Raw genomic sequence first — 17,807 nt, forward strand, 5'->3', positions numbered from 1 at the left:
CTGCCAGCATAGCGACCCGACCACATAAACCCAGCGGGGGTATCATGCGGAACACGACCTTTCGGACATGCGCAATGTGCAGCCATCAGTCGACGATGCCCTGATCCACCAGGTATCAACTCTGACAATACGCCGATTGGGGCACACGTATCGCTACCAGAACCTACCCCTACCCGGTATATACAAAGGCAGAGGAGGAGCGGGATGACCGACGAATCCGGTCTCAGCACCGCCGTGCTCGATGTCAGCGGCCCCGGCTGGGCCAGTCAGCAGAACCGGGTGACCAGGGTGCTGAGTCGCCGTCCGGGGGTGTTGTCGGTGCAAGCCAACCCGGTGTCACAGACCGCCACGGTGGAGTTCGACTCGACACGAACCTCGCTGAGCGAGCTTCGCGACTGGGTGCGTGACTGCGGCTTCCATTGCGACGGCCAGTCCGTGCCCGCCCATTTGTGCGATCCGATGACCGAGCCCGATCCAGCAGCCGTCCTCGAGTCGTCGGTGGTGACCGAAGACACGCATATCGATCGTGGTTCCGCCGGCCACACCCCCGAATCTCGGATGGAGGACACACACCGCGGTCACGCTGGACACGCGGGAATGTCCATGGCGGCGATGGCCACGGACATGCGCAACCGATTCCTGGTCGCGCTGGTGTTCTCCCTGCTGGTCATGGTCTGGTCACCGATGGCCAGCGACATGTTCGGCCTACACGTGGCGACACCTTTCGGGCTGCGTCAGGACCTCTGGGCGCTGGTGCTGAGTCTGCCGGTGATCTTCTACTCGGCGGTGATCTTCTTCACCGGGGCCGTGCAGGCGCTGCGGGCACGCACGCTGGACATGATGGTCCTGGTCGCGGTCGGCATCGGTGCAGGGTGGCTGTATTCGTTGGTGATCAGCGCGACCGGCGGCGGGGAGGTGTTCTACGAGGCCTCGACGATGCTGGCGACGTTCGTTCTGCTCGGGCATTGGTTCGAGATGCGCGCCCGCGGTGGCGCCAACGATGCGATCCGCACTCTCCTCGACCTCGCACCACCCAAGGCCGTCGTCGTTCGGAACGATCGGGAAACCGAGGTGGCTACCGCAGAGGTCGTGGTCGGTGATCTGCTGCTGGTACGTCCGGGCGCACGGATTGCGGCGGACGGTGTCGTCGAAGGCGGCGACAGCGAGGTCGACGAGTCGATGGTCACCGGCGAAAGTCTGCCGGTGCACAAGGAAGCCGGCTCATCGGTGATCGGCGCGACGATCAATATCGATGGCGTACTGCGGGTGCGCGCCACCAAGGTCGGCGCGGACACGGCGCTGGCGCACATCGTGCAGTTGGTCCAACAAGCGCAGAACTCGAAGGCCCCAGGACAGAAGCTGGCAGATCGCGCGGCATTCTGGCTGGTGGTGGTCGCATTGCTCGGCGGCGCGCTCACGCTGGGTGCGTGGTTGTTGGCGGGAGCCGCCTTCGCCACGGCCATGTTGTTCGCCATCACCGTCGTCGTCATCACGTGTCCCGACGCGCTCGGATTGGCAACCCCGACCGCCATCATGGTCGGCACAGGGCTGGGCGCCGGACGCGGCGTGCTGTTCAAGAATGCCCTCGCGCTGGAGTCTTCCGCGCGTATCGACGTTGTCGTGATGGACAAGACCGGCACCCTTACCAAGGGCGAACCAGAAGTCACCGACATGGTCACCGCCGGCGGTTTCGCCCCAGAGACAGTGTTGTCACTGGCGGCCGCAGTGGAGCGCGAATCCGAGCATCCGCTGGCCCAAGCCATCGTGCGCGACGCCCGAGACCGCGCAGGGATCGGCCTGTCCACCGCGCAGTTCGAGAACGTCCCAGGCCACGGCGCGATCGCGGTCGTCGATGGTCGCCGAGTCGTGGTCGGCAATCTTCGATTGCTGAATCGGGAAGGCATCGAACTCGGCGCATTGGCTGCGCCATGGGATCGACTGACCACAGACCGGCACACCGGCGTCCTGGTCGCCATCGATGACCAACCTGCCGCCGCGATCGGCATCGCCGATGCTCCCCGGGAGTCCGCAGCCGCCGCTGTCGAGCAATTGCACGCTCTCGGTATCGAAGTCGTGATGCTCACCGGCGACAATCGCGCCACCGCCGAGCGCATTGCAACAGCGCTCGGCATCGACTCGGTGATCGCCGAGGTGCTACCTGGAGACAAGGCCGCAGAAGTCGCAGCGCTGCAAGCGGGAGGCCGCACGGTCGCAATGGTCGGCGATGGAGTCAACGACGCCCCGGCCCTGGCCCAGGCCGATCTCGGTATCGCAATCGGCGCAGGGACCGATGTTGCCATCGAAACCGCCGATGTGGTGCTCATGCGATCGGATCCGCTCGACGTGCCCATCGCACTGCGCATCGGCCGCGGTACCGTACGGAAGATGCGCCAGAACCTGGCGTGGGCCGTGGGCTACAACAGCATCGCCTTGCCGGTCGCCGCAGGTATCTTCGAACCCATCGCTGGGTTCACGCTGCGGCCGGAGATAGCCGCCCTATCCATGTCGGGGTCTAGCATCATCGTCGCGGTGAATGCACTGGCGCTCAAAGGTCTACGGTTGCCAGGAGCGCCGAAAAGCTCCTCGAGCTGACCCGGGGGCGCTGCTCAGTGCCGTTACCACCAAGCGCCATTACCACCAACCTTCGTGGCATGCTCGACGATGATCGACGGCAGCATGCGTCGGGCAGGACACGATAGGAGATCCAATGCACAGCAGTGAAGAGTTGTCGCCTTGGCTGCGCAAGCTTCGCACCGGGCGAGACCGGAAGCCGACGGTGGTGTGTTTTCCTCCCGGTGGCGGATCGGCAACGAGCTACAACAGCCTCGCCAAGCACCTCAGGCCCGACCTGACCGTGTATGCCGTCCAGTACCCGGGCCGGCAGGATCGACTCGGCGACAATCCGATTCCCTCGATCGCGAAACTGGCCGATCACATCGTCGATGCGATAGCCCCTCTCTTCGGCAACAACCTGGTGCTCTTCGGGCACAGCATGGGCGCCACGGTCGCCTTCGAGACTGCTCGTCGGATCGAAGGCCGCGGGCAATCGATTACGGCGTTGTTCGTATCCGGCCGGCCGGATCCGGTCTTCGCCGACCAGGGAAGGCTGCACCGCGCGTCCGATAGCGACCTGATCGCCGAACTCGAGCGGCTCGCAGACGACCCCGCCTCGGTCCGGATTCTGCGTGATGAACCCAGTCTCGCCGAGGTCGTCCTGCCTGCTGTCCGCAATGACTACCAGGCCGTCGAGACCTATCGATACCAGCCAGGTGAGCAACTGCGCTGCAACATCGCCGCGTTGCTCGGGCGCCAGGATCCGACGACGACTCCAGGACGAATCGGAGAATGGTCGAAACACACTACCGGCAGTTTCGAGCTTCGCCTGTTCGACGGCGGCCACTTCTATCTGGACAGGCTCGGTCGCGAGATTGCAGACTTCATCGAACAGAAGCTCGAAGCGGCCCATTGAACGAGTCGCTACCGTATGTCGAAGCGACACATCGGATGTACGGCGGATAATACGGCCGGGGCGAAGGCCAGGGGAGAAATTCCCGCTGGGTGGCCGATCTTGGATCAGCGCTACCGCAATCGATATGCGTTCGCAGGACGATTCCCGACGGCCAGGGAATTGCCGCTCCGTCTCCCGTGCACCGGATTACGCACCTACATCAACTCGACTTCGTCGAATCCTACGGTCAGGCTGTGCCGCTTCTCCTGCAATATTCCTCCTTCACGGTGGAGAAGACCCTCGCCGAAATCGATGCGCAGCCGCGAACGGCGGACGTCGACTTCCCGCACGACGGCACAGACACCGCTGAACGGCCCCTCCGGGAAATAGACGACATCACCCGGCCCGTATTCCGTAGACCCCATCCCGCCACAGTAATCGACGTTGTGGTTCTATCGCAGCGCCAGCAGATCGGCACGGGCGCTCGCTCACCGATCGGTCGTACCCGGTGCGGACGAGTGGGCTGCTGTGATCACGCCTTTCACCTACGTCCGACGTCGCGTCCCACTCCGTCGATCGACGCCGCGGTCAAGACCGTGTCCAGTAGTCCCGGGAATCGCTGGTCGAGTTCGTGGCGACGCAGTATGACGAAACACCGGGTGCCGTCTTGCCGGGTTCGGGTGATTCCGGCATCACGTAGCACCCGAAGGTGATGGCTCAGCGTCGATTTCGCTACCGGAACCTGCAGTTCTCCCCACCCGCGTTCGGTGTTGTCGGCCAGCTGCAGGACCACCCCGACCCGGATCGGATCGCTCAACGCGGCAAGCACCGCCGTCAGCCGAATATCGGACACCTCCGGATGTTGTGGTTCGCGCATACCGAGCATGCTATCTTGTTCGATGTTCCACGAACATCGAACATAAGGGTGGTATGCGAATGGGTCGCTTCGACGACCGGGTTGTGATCGTGACCGGCGCGGGGACGGGGATCGGGCGGGCGACCGCGATCGCGTTCGCCCGAGCCGGCGCCCAGGTGCTCGGTGTAGGCCGCCGGCAAGCGTTACTGGCCGACACGGCAGCCAATCATCCGGCGATCGAGGTCGCAGCGCACGATCTGCGCCGTGACGGCGAGGCCAACGCAGTGATCGCCGCGGCCGTCGCACGGTGGGGCCGGGTGGATGTGTTGGTCAACAACGCCGGGGCGACGATGTTGATGCCCTTGGCCGACGTGACGGCCGAACGCGTTGCCGACCTGTTCGCCCTCAACGTCATCGCCCCCAGTGTGCTCGCAGGTGCTGCGTTGCCGCACCTCCGTCGGACCCACGGCAGCATCGTGAATGTGTCGAGCACCTATGGGCATCGTCCGATTCCCGGCGCTGCGCACTACGCCGCCTCCAAGGCCGCCATGGAGCAACTCACCCGCAGCTGGGCCCTCGAACTGGCCCCCGAGGGTGTGCGGGTCAACGCCGTGGCACCCGGCCCGACCGAGAGCGAAGCCCTGGCCGCAGCCGGGCTCGCCGACGACGTGGTCGCACAGGTCGAACGAGACGAGGCAGAACGTATCCCGTTGGGGCGCCGCGGTGTCCCGGCCGAGATCGCCGATTGGATACTGCACCTGAGTGATCCGGCCGTGTCATGGATAACTGGTCAAGTTGTCACCGTGGACGGTGGTCTCGAGCTCGTGTAGGACCGAAACGACCCTCGTTCGATGGGAATGAAGACGAGGGCGCCCGTCCCGTGAAATCGGAGTGCCGCCACCGGGACAGCAGTGTTCGAACCGGGTTCGATGAGCCCTGCGTGGTGGCGGCACTCCGGCAGTAGCTATTTGGTGAGGGCCGACAGCTTCGGGTCGGTGGCGTATGCCTCGGCCGCGTTGGCTTTCGTGACGATGACCGGCGGAAGCAAATAGGCCGGAACGATCTTGACGCCGTTGTCGTACGAGTGTTCGTCGTTGACCTCCGGGATTTCACCGCCCTGCAGCGCCTGGACCATTTTCACGGTCTGCGCGACCAGTTTGCGGGTGTCCTTGTCGATCGTGGAGTACTGCTCGCCGGCCATGATCGACTTGACCGACTCGACTTCGGAGTCCTGGCCGGTGACGATGGGCAGCGGCTTGCCGGCGCCCTTGATCGAGGTGATGATCGCGCGAGCGAGAGTGTCGTTCGGTGACAGCACCCCATCGAGGGTCTTGTCACCGGAGTAGGTCGAGGTCAACAGCGAATCCATACGCTGCTGGGCGACTTCTGACTTCCAGCCCTGGACCGCGGTCTGCTTGAGGCTGGTTTGGCCGGATCCGACAATGACGTCACCCTTGTCGATGAGTGGCTGCAGCACATCCAGGGCACCGCTGAAGAAGACGCCGGAGTTGTTGTCGTCGGGCGAACCGGAGAACAGCTCGATGGTCCACGGCCCTTCGGGCTTGTTCGCTTTCATGCCATCCACCAGGGCTTGCCCCTGGAGCCTCCCGACCTCGCGGTTGTCGAAAGCGACGTAGTAGCCGACGTCCGGCGTATTGGTGATGAGCCGGTCGTAGGCGAGGACGATGGCGCCCGCCTCTTTGGCTTGCGCCACCTGGGTGGACAACTGCGCACCGTCGGCGGCGCCGATGACGATGACCTTCGCGCCCTTGGTGATCATGGCCGATATCTGCGCCTGCTGGTCGGCGACCGTGGACGAAGCGCCCGCGTACTGCACATCGGGTTGGAATCCAGCTTCGGCGAGTCCATTGGTGAACAGGTCTCCGGCGAGCACCCAGTTCTCGGATGTCTTGGACGGCAGCGCAACACCGATCACCGCGTCGGAGGCGAAGCCTTCACCCGAGCCGCCGCCGCTGTCGCGTTCGTTGGAACACGCTGCAGCGCCGAGCGCCAGCATTGCCGCGGCGCCGACCGCGAAAGCCTTCGTGAGGCGTCTGTACATAGTTCGTGACCTTTCTTGACCAACTGCAGGGGTGCCCGCAGTTCTTGCCAGGGGAGAAGCGAGTCAGCGTGCCGCGACCTTCTGGGTCTGGCGCACGGGTGTGGGCGGGCGGGTCGCGGGTGAGTCCCCTCGACCGAACATTCGCATGATCGAGCCGATGATCGAGAACCGGCCCTGGTTCTTGTTCCACAGATCGATGGCGACCGCGAGCAACAGCACCAGACCCTTGATGATCTGTACCAAATCCGATCCGACACCCATGAGTTGCAGGCCGTTGTTGAGCAGCGCCATGACACTGCCACCGACGATCGAGCCGCTGATGGTACCCACACCACCGGAAACCGCTGCGCCACCGATGAATACCGCGGCGATGGCGTCGAGTTCCCAGCCGAGTCCGTCCTGCGGTCCGGAGGCTGCCGAACGCGCCACGAAGATGATGCCCGCGAGTGCGGCGAGGATCGACATGTTCATCAGGACGAAGAAGTTGACCCGCTGCAGCTTCACCCCCGACAGTTCGGCGGCGCGGCTATTGCCGCCCACCGCGTAGATGTGGCGTCCTCCCACGGTGTTACGCGTATAGAACGAGTAGGCGATGACCAAACCCACCAGAATGATTCCCGACACGGGAAAGCTGGTTCCGACCCGGCCGCCGGCGAAACGCAGCGTGGCGAACACGATGACCCCGATCATGACGGCGAGCCTGATTCCGGTCACCCAGATCGGCACCGGCTGCGCACCCATTTCTCGCCGGATCTGCCGCGCACGCCACTCGCGCCACACCACCGCGACACACGCGGCCGCGCCCAGTAGGAGAGTGGGGTTGTTGTAGCCGGTGCTGGGACCGACTTCGGGCAGAAATCCGGCGCCCAGGACCCGGAACCCCTCCGGGACCGGAACGGTGTCGGCGTTGCCGATGAACTGGTTGCCACCACGAAACAGCAACATGCCCGCCAGCGTGACGATGAACGCCGGCACTCCCACATACGCCACCCAAAAGCCCTGCCAGGCGCCAATAGCCGCGCCGACCAGCAGACCCAGGACGAACGCCGCCGGCCACGGCAGGTCGAACGTCTGCATCGACTTCGCGACGACGATGCCGGTGAAGGCCGCGACCGAACCGACCGACAAGTCGATGTGCCCAGCGACGATCACCATCAGCATGCCGATCGCGAGGATGAGGATGTAGGAGTACTGACTGACCACCGCGATGAGGTTGCTGGAGGTCAATGTCAGACCGTCGGTCAGGACTTGGAACAGCAACACGATCGCCACCAGCGTGAAGATCATGCCGAATTGGCGAGCGTTGGAGGTCACACCTCCGAGGAGATGCTGTCTGAGAACGGAGAAGTGACTCATGAAGTGCGCGTTTTCTTGGTAGAGGTCATCTGCTTCATCAGGAGTTCCGGCTCGGCCTCGTGGCGTGGCAGGTCGCCGGTGATGGTTCCCTCGAACACGGTGTAGATGCGGTCGCACAGGCCGATGACCTCGGGCAGCTCGGAGGAGATGACGATCACGCCCGCGCCCTGGTCGGCGATCTGCTGGATGATCCTGTATATCTCGTATTTCGCGCCCACATCGATTCCGCGTGTCGGCTCATCGAGGATCAACAGCTCTGGACCGGTGAACATCCACTTCGCGAGAATGACCTTCTGCTGGTTGCCACCGGACAACTTCACGACGTCTTCGTCGACTGTCGGCGCCTTGATGCGCAAACTCTTGCGATAGTCGTCGGCGACTCGGTGTTCTTCGACCGCGTCGACCACGCCGTGCCGGGAGATCTTCGACGGCTTGGCGGACACGACCGAGGTCTTGATGTCGTCGAGGAGATTGAGCCCGATCGCCTTGCGATCCTCGCTCACGTAGGCCAGGCCGTGCTCGATGGCGTCGGAGACCGACCTGAGCTGGATCTGTGTGCCGTTCTTGTAGACACGGCCGCCGAGCCAGACCCCGTACGAGCGGCCGAACAGGCTCATGGCGAGTTCGGTTCGGCCGGCGCCCATCAGTCCCGCGAAGCCGACGATTTCGCCTCGACGGACGTGGAAGCTCGAGCCTTTGCACACCAGCCGCTCGGTGGAGATCGGATGGCGCACTGTCCAATCCTGGATCTCGAAGAACACCTCGCCGATGTTCGGTGTGCGCTCTGGGAACCGGCTGCTCAGTTCGCGGCCCACCATGCCGCGCACGATGCGGTCCTCGTTCACCTCGTTGTCGCGGATATCGAGGGTGTCGACCGTGCGCCCGTCGCGCAGGATCGTGATCGAGTCGGCGATCGCCTCGATTTCGTTGAGCTTGTGCGAGATGATGATCGATGTCATGCCGCGGCGTCGGAACTCGCGCAGCAGATCGAGCAGATGCGCAGAATCGTCCTCGTTGAGTGCTGCCGTCGGCTCGTCGAGGATCAGTAGCTTCACGTTCTTCGCGAAGGCCTTGGCGATCTCGACGAGCTGCTGTTTGCCGACGCCGATGTCCTTGACGAGGGTATCGGGATGTTCCTCGAGACCCACCTGCGCCAGTAGCTCGATCACCCGGCGCTGCGCGGCTCGCCAGTCGATCCTTCCACGCTTGCGTGGTTCGTTGCCCAAAAACACGTTCTCGGTGATCGACATACCGGGCACCAGTGCGAGTTCCTGGTGGATGATGACGATGCCGGCCTGCTCACTGGCGCGTATGTCGCCGAACCGGACTTCCTGGTCCTGGTAGACGATTTCGCCGCTGTAGGTTCCGTGTGGATACACACCGCTGAGAACCTTCATGAGCGTCGACTTTCCGGCGCCGTTCTCCCCGCAGATGGCATGGATTTCACCCGCACGGACCGCCAGGTCGACCTCGGCCAGGGCGGTGACACCGGGAAACGTCTTGGTGATCGAACGCATCTGCAGGATCGCAGGGGCGGTCACGACCGAGGCTCGCTGCTCGAGACGTCACGACCAGACGGAATCGGCCTCCGAGAGACGCGGTTTGGCGGTGACATCGATCTCCTCCGAAGGCCTTGCTCTAGTGATCCCCTGCACTTCAGAGTGAGCGGTCTCACACCAACGGGGCCGACTGTAAATCTATTTGCTTTATGAAGTCAACCCGTAGATCGGAGTATATGGTCGATCCAGCAGCAGCCCATCCCATTTTGTAAATCTATTTGCCTTACTAAGTGGCTTTGGGCAAGATGAGCGGCGGACAGCAGGAGGATCCGAGTGCGGCAATCAGGCACGAATCTGCCCAAAGTAGGGCGGTACAACCGAGCAGTCGTGCTCGACCGAATTCAGCTTGCTGACGGGATCAGCAGACAGGAGATCGCTCAGCACACCGGCTTGACGGCGCAGACGGTCTCCGGAATCGTGCGCAAGCTGCTGGACGAGGGCATTGTGCGCGAGGACGGCGTCGACCGTAGCGGCGGTGGTGGGCGACCGCGCACCAGACTGCGGATCAATCCCGGTGCTGGGAACGCGGTCGGACTGCACTTCGATCCCGCTGAACTCACCTGCGCCGTAGTCGATCTACTCGGTCGGCCACTGATCACCCAGCGCCGCCCGGCTCCGCTGGGAACCGCGCCCGCAGATGTGGTCGCAGCGATGGCAGACCTGGTTCGGGACGTACTCGCCGAGGCGGACCTGCCAAGGAGCCGAGTACTCGGCCTCGGGCTCGCCTGTCCCGGCCCGATCGACCAGGAACTGGGCTTCGTCGTCGAGCCGCCCCGGCTCGTGGGCTGGAATCGGGTGCCGCTCCAGCGGATGTTGTGCGAGGCGACAGGCCTACCGGTGACGATCGACAACGACGCCACGGCAGCCGCCATCGGTGAACGGTGGGCCGGCGCCGGGCGTGGCGTCGCGAATTTCGCATACTTCTGCATCGGCACCGGAGTCGGCGGCGGACTCGTTCTCAACCATCAGGTCTACCGGGGTGGCTCGCTCAACGCGGCAGAGTTCGGTCACACATCGGTCCTCGAGGACGGCCCGCAGTGCTATTGCGGCAACCGCGGCTGCCTCGAAACTCTGGTCAGCCCTGAAGCAATCGTCGCCGAGACCTACCGGCGACTGCAGCAGCAGCCGACCGACACCGTCCTGCTGGAACCGTTCCGCCGCGATCCGGACATGCTCAACCACGCCGTCGTGCGAGTGGCTGCCGCCGACGGAGATCCAGTTGCCGCCGCGGTGATCGATGAGGCCGCCCAACGGGTCGCCTCGGTCGTGGTCAATGTCGTCAATGTGACCGACGTGGACTTGATCGTGCTCGGCGGCCGCGGCATCCGCCATGTCGAGCAACGCTATGTCGACGCCGTCGCGACCGCGGTTTCCACCAGACCGTTGTCCCGACACATCCGTGTCGTCGAGGTCACGCATTCACCGCTGGGGCCGGACGCCGCTGTTGTGGGCGGCGCCGCACTCGTTCTGCACCATATCTTCTCACCACAACTCTCGGTGCTTCTTCCCAACTGACCACACGCCACGAAGGACAATTCCATGGTGCAGGAAGTCGTGCTCGCGGTCGACATCGGCGGTACCAAGATCAGTGCCGGCCTGGTCGGACCGGACCGAAAGGTCCGCAGGCACATCGTGATCTCCACACCCGCCAACGAGCCCGACATCGGCGATGCCCTGCAAGGGTTGCTCACCTCGGTAACCGACTACACACGTCCCGCCGCCATCGGAGTGGCCTCGGCAGGCCCGGTCGATCCACAGCACGGCACGGTCAGCCCGATCAACATCCCGGCATGGCGGAACTTTCCGTTGGTCGACCTGGTGAGCGCTACCGTGCCGGAACTCCCGGTGACCTTGGTCGGCGACGCCATCGCAGCCGCGGTGGGGGAGCATTGGGTCGGCGCCGGGCGCGGCGCAACCGCCATGCTCGGAATTGTCGTATCCACCGGAGTCGGAGGCGGTCTCGTCCTCGACGGGGCGCCGTACCCGGGACCGAGCGGCAACGCGGGCCATCTCGGCCATATCGTCGTCGACCCGGCAGGTCCGCGCTGCTCCTGCGGGGCAACCGGCTGCGTCGAGACCTATGCCAGCGGGCCTTCCATGGCCCGGTGGGCCCGTGAGCACGGCTGGAGCGGACCCGATGCCCGCGCGCTCGCCGCCGACGCTGCCGGCGGAAACACCGTTGCCCAGCGCGCATACGATCGCGGCGCCGAAGCACTGGCGCGCGCCATCACCACAGCCGCCACGCTCTGCGATCTCGACCGCGTCGTGATCGGCGGCGGCGTATCGGGTGCGGGACGAGTGCTGTTCGCGCCGCTGCAGCGACACCTCGACCGACTGTCCACGAGTGATTTCGCGGGACGGACAACCGTCTATCCCGCCGCACTCGGGGGGCACGCCGGTCTACTCGGCGCTGCGCACAACGCACTGTCGGCTGCCAGGACGGCACCCCGACCCTCCGACATCCTCCTTCGCTGACTGCTGACCCACAACCCTGGCCACACCTTTCGTCGGGCTCGAGTGGTATGTTGCCCCGTCAGGAGGCGAACTGGCAGCAACGTGACCTCTACCTTTCGGGCGGTGCCACGTGGGAGTCGGCTTCGGGATGCGAGCAGCCCGGCTTCGTGTCGCCTTGGTCCGCCGCGGTGTGCCGCGCAGTGCCGATGTTGCGGGACGTCGCTGCTGAGCTGCGAATTTGTCGAACCCACTCGTGGGCGGCTGTCGACGAGACGACCAGGCCTCGAAAAGGCGGGATAAAATTCGTGTCGGATGTCGAGAATGGCGTGACGGCTCCGTCCCAAGGCGAGCGGCCGACTATCGTCGCAGACCGGAAGGGAGAACGACATGGCGAAGTACCTGCTTCTGAAGCACTACCGAGGCGCCCCTGCGCCGGTCAACGACGTACCGATGGACCAGTGGACGCCCGAGGAGACCGAGGCGCACATGCGGTACATGAGAAATCTCGCGGCCAGCTTGGCACGTAGCGGCGAGCTCGTCGACGGCAATGCCCTGGCGCCGGAGGGCACATGGGTCCGCTACGACGGCGAGGGTGCGCTTCCCGTGACCGACGGTCCGTTCGCCGAGACCAAGGACCTGATCGGGGGCTGGATGAGCATCAAGGTCGACTCCTACGAGCGCGCCCTGGAAGTGGCCGGCCAGTTGTCCGCAGCGCCCGGTGCAGGCGGCAAGCCGATCCACGAGTGGATCGAAGTTCGTCCGATGCTGAGCGCACGCCCGACCGGCACCGAGTAATGGCCGCCGGCGTGGTGGACGAGACCCAGCTGCGGGACCTGATCCCCGACGTATTGGCAGCCCTCGTCCGCCGCGGCGCAGACTTCGCTACCGCCGAGGACGCCGTCCAGGAGGCATTGGTTCGGGCCATCGAGACATGGCCGAACAAGCGTCCCGACGATCCCAAAGGCTGGCTGATCACTACCGCGTGGCGTTGCTTCGTCGACCTCGCACGGTCCGACGTCTCGCGCCGCCGCCGTGAGACTCGGGTCTTCAACGAGCCTCCACCGGGACCGACCTCGTCGGTGGACGAATCGTTGCAGCTGTACTTTCGGTGCGCGCACCCGACGCTCACCCCGGCGTCGGCCGTCGCCCTGACGTTGCGGGCTGTCGGTGGCCTCACCACGCGCCAGATCGCGCGCGCATACCTCGTACCAGAGGTAACAATGGCCCAGCGAATCAGTCGGGCCAAACGTATCGTGAGCACTGTGCGGCTGGATCGTCCCGGCGACCTACGCACGGTGCTTCGCGTGTTGTATCTAGTGTTCAACGAGGGGTACAGCGGTGACGTCGACCTCGCCGCAGAGGCGATCCGACTCGCACGGCAGCTGGCCACGGCCAGCGGTGACACGGAGGCAGCGGGACTGCTCGCCCTGTTCCTACTCCACCACGCGCGACGACCGGCCCGTACACGCGCCGACGGCAGTTTGGTGCCACTATCCGACCAGGACCGCCGCCTGTGGCGGAGCGACCTGATCGCCGCGGGCGTGGGGGTGCTCCAAACTGCGCTGGCCCGTGATCAGCTGGGGGAGTACCAGGCGCAGGCCGCTATCGCCGCGCTACACGCCGACGCGCAGACTGCCGACGAGACCGACTGGATTCAGATCGTCGAATGGTACGACGAGCTGCTCCGTTTCACCGATAGTCCGATCGTACGGCTCAATCGCGCTGTCGCCGTTGGTGAGGCGAATGGGCCGCAGGCGGGGCTCACCGCGCTCACCGAAATCGACCCGACTTTGCCCCGGTATTCCGCGGCCGCCGCCTATCTCCACGAGCGAGCCGGGGATGTTGTTACGGCAGCACAGCTCTATGTCGCGGCTGCCGCGCAGGCGCAAAATCTGCCCGAGCGAAACCATCTCACGCTTCAGGCAGCTACGCTGCGCCACCGACTCTCAAATGAAGGCGGTTGAGGACGAGCCCACGGTCTCGGCGAATTTCCGGGGAGCCCGACGTTCAGGAGGACTGCCGCACTTCGATCTACCCGATAGCGCAGGAAGTTCCTGACCAGGCTCGACAAGCACGTGCCGGCCGAGCTGGACGTGCACCTGATCTGTGACGACTACGGCACTCACACGGCGCCGATCATCGTTGAATGGCTTGCCGCACATCCACGATTCCATATGCATTTCACCCCGACCTACTCCTCCTGGTTGAACGAGGTGGAACGCTGGTTCGGGCTGCCGACCGACCAGCAACTCCGCCGTGGCGTCCACAGAAGCGTTGCCGCGCTGGAGAAATCGATCCGTGACTGGGTCGCTACCTGGAATGAGGACCCGACGGTATCGTGCCCAGCTCTGATCGACTTTCGTAGGGGGTGGCTGGATCCGTTCGGCTGAATCGCCGAGGTGGGCCGGATACCTAGGTTCGGTGCATGCGATACACAGTTGGGGTGCTGGTCGCGCTGGCCGGGGTCGTGAGCGGGCTCGTCCTGCCGGCAACGGCCGTGCCCGCACCGGCACGGAACACCGTGCTCGCCAGGGCATTCGACGAGTATCTGGCACGGGCGGTGGCCGATACCGGTCTGCCGGGTGTCTCGGCGGTGATCACCCGGGACGGGGAGATCGTGCACGCGGCGGGATACGGACGCGATTCCACCGGGGCGGCAATCACCGCGCGAACGCCAATGCGGATCGCTTCGCTGTCCAAGGCGTTCACGGCGACGGCGGTGATGGCCTTGGTCGAGGACGGCGCGATCGGGCTCGACCATCCGGTGGCCGACCAGATACCCGAGTTCCGCACTGGTGATCCGCGCTCGGCTCGAATCACCGTGCGCCAGCTGCTGAATCAGACTTCGGGGCTCTCCGACCGCGGCACCGACATCCGCGCTACCGAGACCGCGGAGTCACTCGAGCAGTACACCGCCACCCTGCGGACCGCAACGCTCACCGCCGAGCCGGGCACCCGCTGGGAATACACCAACGTCAACTACAACGTCGCCGCGCGATTGGTCGAGGTGGCGAGCGGCACGACTTTCGGGGAGTTCCTGCGGCAGCGGATCTTCGCGCCGCTCGACATGCCCGACTCAGCGGTAGACGACGACACTATTACTCCCGCGCAAGGTTTCAACTCTCTGTTCGGCCACTGGATCGCCCGCGACGAACTGCCGGGCTTCCTCGACAACAGCGGCAGCGGCGGCGTGATCACCACGGCCGCCGATATGGGCCGCTGGCTGATCACCCAGTCCGGTCACGGCTCGCAGCTGGTGGGTCCCGAGAGCCTGGCGCTGATGCACGCCCCGACTCCGGTGCGTGACTACGGCATGGGCTGGGGCCTGGACACCGAGCATGACGAACCGCTGCTCACCCATTCCGGCAATCTGTTCACCTACACCTCGGCCGCTGCGCTGGACCCGTCCACCGGCCATGGCTTCGCGGTCCTCGCCAACAGCGCCGCCCTGCACGACAGCGCATACGAGATCCTCAACGGGCTCGTTGCGCTGGGCCGGGGCCAGCAGCCCGCACCGCTCGTCAACACCCGGTTGCGCATCGAAACCGGACTCGCGGCGGTCCTGGCGGGCGCGCTCGGCCTAGGCGTCGCCGGGGTGGTTCGGTCGCGACGATGGGCCACACGGCGCCTGCGCACCCGGTGGTGGTGGACTGTGCTGGGCTGCGTCCCCCCTGCCGCGCCGATCGTGCTGTTCGCGAGCTACCCGCAGGCGCTGTCAGTGCTGACGAACGGGCGCACTGTCACCTGGGCACAGCTCACCTTCTTCCCCGCGCCGCTCACCATAGCCCTGTTGACCTGTGCGTTCGCGGGTGCGGGGACACTGGCTGCCCGCCTGTTGCAGGTGCGCTGGCTAGGATCGCTCCGATGAGAAAATACGCCGGACTCGCGCTGATCGCGGGCGCGTGCGCGCTGAACGGCCTCTTCCTCGACGCCCTGCCCCTTTGGCGCCAGGCAGTGTTCGCCGGACTTGCGGTCGCCGCGTATCTGTACGGCCGCCAGGTGCCGGTCACCAGGGGCTGGCTGGTGCAGGCCGTCGTCGCAGTGCCCGCCCTGGTCTATTGCGCCGTGAACTTCTCCGTCGGTATCGGGGCGATACTGAGTCAGGGTGTGTTCGTCGTGCTGCCGTGGCTGGCCGGAGGGTTCCGGCGGCAGCAGGCCGAGCTGATCATCGCGGGCCGCGAGCGGGCCGCCCGACTCGAGCAGGAGCAGGCCCTGATCGGCGAGCGGGCTGCCCTGCGCGAGCGCGCCCGAATCGCGGCCGACATGCACGATTCGCTAGGGCACGATCTCGCCCTCATGGCACTTCAAGCCGGAGCACTTGAACTGTCCACCGACCTCACGGAGTCGAATCGAGCTGCCGCGCAACGACTACGGGCCGCCGCTGTCACCGCCACCGATCGCCTGCGCGGCACTGTCACGGTGCTGCGTGACGGTGCCGCGTGGTCCACGCCGCGCGACGATCCCGTCACCGCGCTGGTGGAACGCGCCGTCGACGCCGGGATGCGGGTCGATCTGCACCTGCCAGAAGACGGGACACCCCTACCGCCCCTGACGGATCGCGCGATCTACCGGGTGATCCAAGAATCCCTGACCAATGCCGCGCGACACGCCCCCGGCGAGTCGGTGCGGATCACCGTCCATCGAGCACAGGAGGACACAACCGTCACCATTGTCAATCCTGTGCGGGCCAGTATCACCCAGCCCGCCGCACCCGGTAGCGGCCTCGCCGGCCTGCACGAGCAGGCGCGCCTTGTCGGTGGCACGCTGACCGCCGGCCCCGAGGGCCACGACTTCGTCGTACGTGCGCAATTCCCTTCGGCAGCACCGTGATACGGGTTGTTCTCGCCGATGACGAAGCGATGATTCGCGCCGGTATCCAGTCGATCCTCGCCACCGACCCCGGGATCGAGGTCGTCGCCGTGGCCGGTGACGGCCGGGAAGCGGTCGAAATGACTTTCGCGCACCAGCCCGATGTGGTGCTGATGGATGTGCGGATGCCACGCTTGGACGGCCTCACGGCTGCGGCCCAGGTGCGGGAGGTGGCCAAGGTCATCGTCCTCACGACGTTCGACGAAGACGACTACGTGACCGCGGCACTCGACGCGGGTGCCGCCGGATTCCTGCTCAAGGCGTGCGATCCGCAGGAACTGCTGCTCGGCGTGCACGCGGTCGCTGACGGCGGCGCCTACCTGTCACCGCGCATCGCAAAGAAGGTGATCGCACGCTGGGACGAAGGCGGATTCGCCAACGGATCCTCGGCCCGGGAGACAATCACCGGACTCACCGAGCGGGAGCGGGCCGTGCTCGCCGGTGTCGGGCGCGGGCTGTCCAACCATGACATCGGCGCGGAACTGTTCGTGGCAGAGTCCACGGTGAAGGCCCATGTGAGCGGCATTCTGCGGCGCCTCGGCCTGAACAACCGGGTTCAGGCAGCCATCCTCGCGCACGAGGCTGGTCTCACTGGGCACTGACTTGCCCCGGATCTCGGCGCGCCGGGCGCCACTGGGGTCACAAGAGCGATTCACGGCCTATCTGACCGAGCATTTCGCTGGAGCGTTTCCGATTTGGTTGGCGCCGCAGCAGATCCGAGTGATCCCGGTGATGCCAGCGGTGACACCGTATGCACAGGAGGTCAGTGATGTGCTGTTCGATGCCGGGTTCCGGGTCGAGGTCGATGAGAGTGACGGTCGACTGTCCGGAAGGGTAAGAGCCGCGGCGACCAGGAAGATTCCACTGATCGTTGTCGTCGGCCGGCGGGAGGTCGAGTCACGCAGCGTGACTGTCCGCTATCGGTCCGGCGCCGAACAGTCGATGACCCTGGACGAATTCGTGTCGACAACCCGGCAACTGGTCGACTGCAAGAGCCTCGAGTGGGCTGGCCACGTGACGAAAGACTAAACGGAGCCCAATCCTATTCCCTCGCCGAGATGAGTCCATTGGACATCATCTCGGCGAGGAATGCAGTCACGTCGGCTGTAGCCGCGGCGTCATCGGTGGTGAATCCAGCCTGCAGAAGCGCGATCAGGTGAGCCGCGTCGGCCCTCGATTTCGGCACGTACGTGCGTCGCCCCG

18 protein-coding genes are annotated in these 17,807 nt (G+C 65.2%); 12 read left to right on the forward strand and 6 right to left on the reverse strand.

Translation table 11 applies throughout. The annotated features are described in order from the left end of the window. Window positions 1-204: 204 nt before the first annotated feature. Both K940_RS0116950 and K940_RS28735 read left to right on the forward strand, forming a co-directional pair. Entirely contained in the window at window positions 205-2,592 is a 2,388-nt protein-coding gene (locus K940_RS0116950) for a cation-translocating P-type ATPase (protein ID WP_028478526.1), read from the forward strand. 115 nt (window positions 2,593-2,707) lie between these two features. Next, window positions 2,708-3,469, forward strand: a complete 762-nt coding sequence (locus K940_RS28735) for a thioesterase II family protein (RefSeq protein ID WP_036528938.1) — start codon at window positions 2,708-2,710, stop codon at window positions 3,467-3,469. A gap of 194 nt (window positions 3,470-3,663) precedes the next feature. On the opposite strand, the gene K940_RS0116960 is transcribed toward K940_RS28735, so the two are convergent. Then, window positions 3,664-3,873 carry a hypothetical protein gene (locus tag K940_RS0116960; RefSeq protein WP_028478527.1) on the reverse strand — a complete coding sequence of 70 codons (210 nt, stop codon included), beginning with the start codon at window positions 3,871-3,873 and terminating at the stop codon, window positions 3,664-3,666. A gap of 116 nt (window positions 3,874-3,989) precedes the next feature. Continuing rightward, the gene (locus K940_RS0116965; protein ID WP_196812231.1) at window positions 3,990-4,325 is read right to left on the reverse strand and encodes a helix-turn-helix transcriptional regulator; all 336 of its coding nucleotides are present in this window, start codon (window positions 4,323-4,325) and stop codon (window positions 3,990-3,992) included. A 59-nt stretch (window positions 4,326-4,384) separates the two neighbouring features. Between K940_RS0116965 and K940_RS0116970 the strand changes: the two genes are divergently transcribed. After that, complete coding sequence (locus K940_RS0116970) at window positions 4,385-5,134, forward strand: SDR family NAD(P)-dependent oxidoreductase (protein ID WP_196812232.1); 750 nt, start codon at window positions 4,385-4,387, stop codon at window positions 5,132-5,134. A 134-nt stretch (window positions 5,135-5,268) separates the two neighbouring features. On the opposite strand, the gene K940_RS0116975 is transcribed toward K940_RS0116970, so the two are convergent. The 3 genes from K940_RS0116975 to mmsA all read right to left on the reverse strand — a co-directional run bounded on the left by K940_RS0116975 (window position 5,269) and on the right by mmsA (window position 9,239). After that, complete coding sequence (locus K940_RS0116975; protein WP_028478530.1) at window positions 5,269-6,366, reverse strand: sugar-binding protein; 1,098 nt, start codon at window positions 6,364-6,366, stop codon at window positions 5,269-5,271. A 63-nt stretch (window positions 6,367-6,429) separates the two neighbouring features. Next, window positions 6,430-7,680 carry a multiple monosaccharide ABC transporter permease gene (gene mmsB / locus K940_RS0116980; protein WP_231390414.1) on the reverse strand — a complete coding sequence of 417 codons (1,251 nt, stop codon included), beginning with the start codon at window positions 7,678-7,680 and terminating at the stop codon, window positions 6,430-6,432. A 38-nt stretch (window positions 7,681-7,718) separates the two neighbouring features. Further along, window positions 7,719-9,239 carry a multiple monosaccharide ABC transporter ATP-binding protein gene (gene mmsA, locus K940_RS0116985; RefSeq protein ID WP_036528963.1) on the reverse strand — a complete coding sequence of 507 codons (1,521 nt, stop codon included), beginning with the start codon at window positions 9,237-9,239 and terminating at the stop codon, window positions 7,719-7,721. A gap of 315 nt (window positions 9,240-9,554) precedes the next feature. On the opposite strand from mmsA, the gene K940_RS0116990 reads away from it, so the two are divergent. The 9 genes from K940_RS0116990 to K940_RS0117030 all read left to right on the forward strand — a co-directional run bounded on the left by K940_RS0116990 (window position 9,555) and on the right by K940_RS0117030 (window position 17,633). After that, window positions 9,555-10,796 carry an ROK family transcriptional regulator gene (locus K940_RS0116990; RefSeq protein WP_028478533.1) on the forward strand — a complete coding sequence of 414 codons (1,242 nt, stop codon included), beginning with the start codon at window positions 9,555-9,557 and terminating at the stop codon, window positions 10,794-10,796. A 24-nt stretch (window positions 10,797-10,820) separates the two neighbouring features. Continuing rightward, complete coding sequence (locus K940_RS28740; RefSeq protein WP_051407279.1) at window positions 10,821-11,756, forward strand: ROK family protein; 936 nt, start codon at window positions 10,821-10,823, stop codon at window positions 11,754-11,756. A gap of 366 nt (window positions 11,757-12,122) precedes the next feature. Continuing rightward, entirely contained in the window at window positions 12,123-12,530 is a 408-nt protein-coding gene (locus K940_RS0117000; RefSeq protein ID WP_028478534.1) for a YciI family protein, read from the forward strand. Then, window positions 12,530-13,699 carry an RNA polymerase sigma factor gene (locus K940_RS0117005; protein WP_028478535.1) on the forward strand — a complete coding sequence of 390 codons (1,170 nt, stop codon included), beginning with the start codon at window positions 12,530-12,532 and terminating at the stop codon, window positions 13,697-13,699. Before K940_RS0117000 ends, K940_RS0117005 begins: the two co-directional genes overlap by 1 nt. Before the next feature lie 90 nt (window positions 13,700-13,789). Next, complete coding sequence (locus tag K940_RS0117010) at window positions 13,790-14,125, forward strand: transposase (RefSeq protein ID WP_255342601.1); 336 nt, start codon at window positions 13,790-13,792, stop codon at window positions 14,123-14,125. Between the two features lie 35 nt (window positions 14,126-14,160). Then, a complete protein-coding gene (locus tag K940_RS0117015; RefSeq protein ID WP_028478537.1) occupies window positions 14,161-15,603 on the forward strand; it encodes a serine hydrolase in 1,443 nt (480 codons plus the stop codon). Further along, a complete protein-coding gene (locus K940_RS0117020; protein ID WP_028478538.1) occupies window positions 15,600-16,565 on the forward strand; it encodes a sensor histidine kinase in 966 nt (321 codons plus the stop codon). The genes K940_RS0117015 and K940_RS0117020 overlap by 4 nt, the downstream gene beginning before the upstream one ends. Continuing rightward, on the forward strand, window positions 16,562-17,206 hold the full coding sequence (locus K940_RS0117025) for a response regulator transcription factor (protein WP_028478539.1): 645 nt from the start codon (window positions 16,562-16,564) through the stop codon (window positions 17,204-17,206). Before K940_RS0117020 ends, K940_RS0117025 begins: the two co-directional genes overlap by 4 nt. Window position 17,207: 1 nt before the next feature. Then, window positions 17,208-17,633 carry a His/Gly/Thr/Pro-type tRNA ligase C-terminal domain-containing protein gene (locus K940_RS0117030; RefSeq protein WP_028478540.1) on the forward strand — a complete coding sequence of 142 codons (426 nt, stop codon included), beginning with the start codon at window positions 17,208-17,210 and terminating at the stop codon, window positions 17,631-17,633. A 13-nt stretch (window positions 17,634-17,646) separates the two neighbouring features. On the opposite strand, the gene K940_RS32390 is transcribed toward K940_RS0117030, so the two are convergent. After that, window positions 17,647-17,790, reverse strand: a complete 144-nt coding sequence (locus K940_RS32390) for a PqqD family peptide modification chaperone (protein ID WP_155980922.1) — start codon at window positions 17,788-17,790, stop codon at window positions 17,647-17,649. Window positions 17,791-17,807 lie beyond the last annotated feature (17 nt).

The sequence above is a fragment of the Nocardia sp. CNY236 genome, from assembly GCF_000482385.1.
GTDB lineage: Bacteria > Actinomycetota > Actinomycetes > Mycobacteriales > Mycobacteriaceae > Nocardia.